Annotated in this window: 1 tRNA gene and 2 rRNA genes; all 3 read left to right on the top strand. The window is 57.2% G+C overall.

Going from position 1 to position 4,813, the window contains the following annotated elements:
• Positions 1-1,329: ribosomal RNA gene (locus tag ACT3HL_RS17575) — 16S ribosomal RNA — on the top strand; the annotation flags it as partial.
• Between the two features lie 123 nt (positions 1,330-1,452).
• A tRNA-Ala gene (locus tag ACT3HL_RS17570) sits at positions 1,453-1,524 on the top strand.
• Between the two features lie 339 nt (positions 1,525-1,863).
• A 23S ribosomal RNA gene (locus ACT3HL_RS17565) occupies positions 1,864-4,779 on the top strand.
• Positions 4,780-4,813 lie beyond the last annotated feature (34 nt).

The following is a 4,813-nucleotide window of genomic DNA, read 5'->3' as shown; positions in this document are numbered from 1 at the left end:
AATGCGTCATAGCGCTTTCACGCTGGAATTGCCGAAAGCCAGAAACGCTCCGGCGCTGCAGGATGTGGCTGCGGCCGATTAGGTAGACGGTGGGGTAACGGCCCACCGTGCCCATAATCGGGACGGGTTGTGAGAGCAAGAGCCCGGAGACGGTATCTGAGACAAGATACCGGGCCCTACGGGGCGCAGCAGGCGCGAAACCTTTACACTGCACGCACGTGCGATAAGGGGACTCCGAGTGCGAGGGCATATCGTCCTCGCTTTTGTGTACCGTAGGGCGGTACACGAATAAGAGCTGGGCAAGACCGGTGCCAGCCGCCGCGGTAATACCGGCAGCTCAAGTGATGGCCGATCTTATTGGGCCTAAAGCGTCCGTAGCTGGCCTCGAAAGTCCGTCGGGAAATCCACGCGCTCAACGCGTGGGCGTCCGGCGGAAACTCCGAGGCTTGGGACCGGAAGGCTCGAGAGGTACGTCCGGGGTAGGAGTGAAATCCTGTAATCCCGGACGGACCACCGATGGCGAAAGCATCTCGAGAAGACGGATCCGACAGTGAGGGACGAAAGCTAGGGTCTCGAACCGGATTAGATACCCGGGTAGTCCTAGCCGTAAACGATGTTCGCTAGGTGTGGCACAGGCTACGCGCCTGTGCTGTGCCGTAGGGAAGCCGAGAAGCGAACCGCCTGGGAAGTACGTCTGCAAGGATGAAACTTAAAGGAATTGGCGGGGGAGCACTACAACCGGAGGAGCCTGCGGTTTAATTGGACTCAACGCCGGACATCTCACCAGCTCCGACTACAGTAATGACGGTCAGGTTGATGACCTCGCCACGAGCTGTAGAGAGGAGGTGCATGGCCGCCGTCAGCTCGTACCGTGAGGCGTCCTGTTAAGTCAGGCAACGAGCGAGACCCGCACTCCTAATTGCCAGCAGCAGTTTCGACTGGCTGGGTACATTATGAGGACTGCCAGTGCCAAACTGGAGGAAGGAACGGGCAACGGTAGGTCAGTATGCCCCGAATGAGCTGGGCTACACGCGGGCTACAATGGTCAAGACAATGGGTTGCAACCTCGAAAGAGGACGCTAATCTCCGAAACTTGATCGTAGTTCGGATTGTGGGCTGAAACTCGCCCACATGAAGCTGGATTCGGTAGTAATCGCACTTCACCAGAGTGCGGTGAATACGTCCCTGCTCCTTGCACACACCGCCCGTCAAAGCACCCGAGTGAGGTCCGGATGAGGCTGTCTCACCGACAGTCGAATCTGGGCTTCGCAAGGGGGCTTAAGTCGTAACAAGGTAGCCGTAGGGGAATCTGCGGCTGGATCACCTCCTACAGACCGGGATCAGGCCGCCGCGCCTGACCCACCTTTCACTCATATCACTGCGATTCCACCGTCCACACGATTGGACCGGCTCGCCCAGCGGACAGGCACCTAAGAACCACCAAGGCTAACCGGGCCCGTAGCTCAGCGGTAGAGCACCTCCTTTGCAAGGAGGACGCCCTGGGTTCAAATCCCAGCGGGTCCATGTCGGCGACTCACCTCGGAAACGAGTCCCTTAAGTGGGACACCGACCGACCCTGAGTCCCCAACGAACTGATGCACTATCCCGTGAAAGCGCGGATAGGAAGGGTTCGACGGACGCTCCGGCAGCCACCGGACGTTCAATGACGACCGTATGTACGCGTGCAATCCAGACGCCCACTGAACCCGTCTGCCCGAACCGATTTCGAGCAGACAATGTGGACGTCTACAGATCACCGTTATCGTGACTTGAAGTTCGACTCAGATCGATTCAACCCACGATAACAGTTCCAACAGACAGTAACAAACCAACACACAGTATCGTACGTTACAGTACGACACTCATAACTGGCTACTGTACTGGCTGGTGAATGGCTCGGCTCGAGAGCCGACGACGGACGTGCCAAGCTGCGAAAAGCCTGAGGGAGCCGCACGGAGGCAAAGAACTCAGGATCTCCGAATGGGAATCCCCACCGCAATTGCTTCGCGCAATGGGGAACGCACCGAATTGAAACATCTCAGTAGGTGCAGGAACAGAAAACAACAGTGATGTCGTTACTAACCGCGAGTGAACGCGACACAGTCCAAACCGAAGCCTTAGGGCAATGTGGTGTTCGGACTGGTCATAACGGATCTTCAAAACCGGAGAAATCTCCTGGAATGGAGTACGATACAGGGTGACAGTCCCGTATCCGATCGCGAAGATCCCGGACCACCTCCAGAGTAGCGAGGATTGGATATTCCTCGTGAATCCCGCAGGCATCCCCTGCGAAGACTAAACACTCCTCGAGACCGATAGCGAACAAGTAGCGTGAGCGAACGCTGAAAAGCACCCCGAACAGGGCGGTGCAATAGGGCCTGAACTCAGTCAGTGATAGAACGACGGGGCATACAAGGTCCCCGAGAAAACGACCGTGGGGCGACCCACCAGTAGGACCTCGGGGAAGCCGGTGTCGCGTCGTGCGTTTTGAAAAACGACCCAGGGAGTGCACAAACGTGGCGAGTCTAACTGGATAATCCAGGAAGGCGCAGGGAAACCGATATGACCGCAGTCTCTTCGGAGACGAGGGTCACCGTGTTCAAGCGCGGGGAGTCACGTGGGTGCGACCCGAAACCGAGTGATCTACGCGCGGGCAAGGTGAAGCGTGGCGAAAGCTGCGTGGAGGCCTGAAGGGGTGGTGTCCTACAATACCCTCCTCTGACCCGTGCGTAGGGGTGAAAGGCCCATCGAACTCGGCAACAGCTGGTTCCAGCCGAAACATGTCGAAGCATGACCTCGACCGAGATAGTCTGCGAGGTAGAGCGACCGATTGGACGACCCGCCTCCGAGAGGAGTCGGCCGTCCTGTCAAACTCCGAACTTGCAGACGTCAGAGACGTCGGGAATCCGGTATGCGGGGTAAGCCTGTGTACCGTGAGGGAGACAACCCAGAGCCGGGTTAAGGTCCCCAAGTGTAGATTAAGTGCAACCGAAGGTGGTCTCGAGCCCTAAACAGCCGGGAGGTGAGCTTAGAAGCAGCTACCCTCTAAGAAAAGCGTAACAGCTTACCGGCCGAGGTTCGAGGCGCCCAAAATGATCGGGGCTCAAATCTACCACCGAGACCTGGCAGCGTCCTTCATCGGACGACCTAGTAGGCTTGGCGCACTGCTCGGACGGAAGCACGGGCGAGAGTTCGTGTGGACCGAACAGTGACGAAAATCCTGGTCACAGTAGCAGCGAGAGTCGGGTGTGAACCCCGACGGCCAAACGAGCAAGGGTTCCTCGGCACTGCCAATCAGCCGAGGGTTAGCCGATCCTAAGTCCCACCGTAACTCGACTGGGACAAACAGGGAAACTGGTTAATATTCCAGTGCCATCATATATTCTGTCGACGCTTTGGGAAACAGCGAGCGGGGCCTTCGCCCCGTCGAACCGTGGAAGATCGTGGAGGCCGTAACGGCACGAAGCGATCGAAGCACGAGACAGCGCAAGTCGCTGGTACCGAGAGCCCGTGAAAAGACGTATGATGATCGTACCGAGATCCGACACAGGTGCTCAGGCGGAGAAAGCCACGGCCTGTCGGGAGCAACCGGCGTTAGGGAATTCGGCAAGTTAGTCCCGTACCTTCGGAAGAAGGGATGCCTGCTTTTGATCGAGCAGGTCGCAGTGACTCGGACGCTCCGACTGTGTAGTAACAACATAGGTGACCGCAAATCCGCAAGGACTCGTACGGTCACTGAATCCTGCCCAGTGCGGGTATCTGAACACCTCGTACAAGAGGACGAAGGACCCGTCAACGGCGGGGGTAACTATGACCCTCTTAAGGTAGCGTAGTACCTTGCCGCTTCAGTAGCGGCTTGCATGAATGGATCAACGAGAGCGTCACTGTCCCAACGCTGGGCCCGGTGAACTGTACGTTCCAGTGCGGAGTCTGGAGACCCCCAAGGGGAAGCGAAGACCCTATAGAGCTTTACTGCAGGCTGTCGCTGAGACGTGGTCGCTGATGTGCAGCATAGGTAGGAGACATTACACAGGTACCCGCGCTAGCGGGCCACCGAGTCAGCCGTGAAATACTACCCGTTAGTGACTGCGACTCTCACTCCTGGCGGAGGACACCGGTAGCTGGGCAGTTTGACTGGGGCGGTACGCGCTCGAAAAGATATCGAGCGCGCCCAAAGATTTCCTCACTCGGGTCGGAAACCCGAGGAAGAGCGCAAGAGCAAACGGAAGTCTGACAGTGATCTTCCCAACGAGGATCGCTGACGCGAAAGCGTGGTCTAGCGAACCAACGAGGCTCCGAGATGGGGCCCGTTGATGACAGAAAAGCTACCTTAGGGATAACAGAGTCGTCACCCGCAAGAGCACATATCGACCGGGTGGCTTGCTACCTCGATGTCGGTTCCCTCCATCCTGCCTGTGCAGAAGCAGGCAAGGGTGAGGTTGTTCGCCTATTAAAGGAGGTCGTGAGCTGGGTTTAGACCGTCGTGAGACAGGTCGGCTGCTATCTATTGGGGGTGTTACGGTACTTGAGAGGAACGTTCGTATAGTACGAGAGGAACTACGAATGGGTGCCACTGGTGTATCGGTTGTCCGAAAGGGCAGATGCCGAGTAGCCACGCACCACGGGGTAAGAGCTGAACGCATCTAAGCTCGAAACTCACCTCAAAAAGAAGTACCACCGAGGACACTCGTAGAAGACGAGTTCGATAGACTCGGGGTGTACGCACCGAGGCAACGAGGTGTTAAGCCCACGAGCACTAACCGTCCAAAGCCACACTCATACCATTGAGAATACAGTGTCACACTGTAGCGAA

It is taken from the genome of Halobellus sp. GM3 (assembly GCF_052545375.1).
This window is presented reverse-complemented; position numbering and strand designations above follow the sequence as displayed.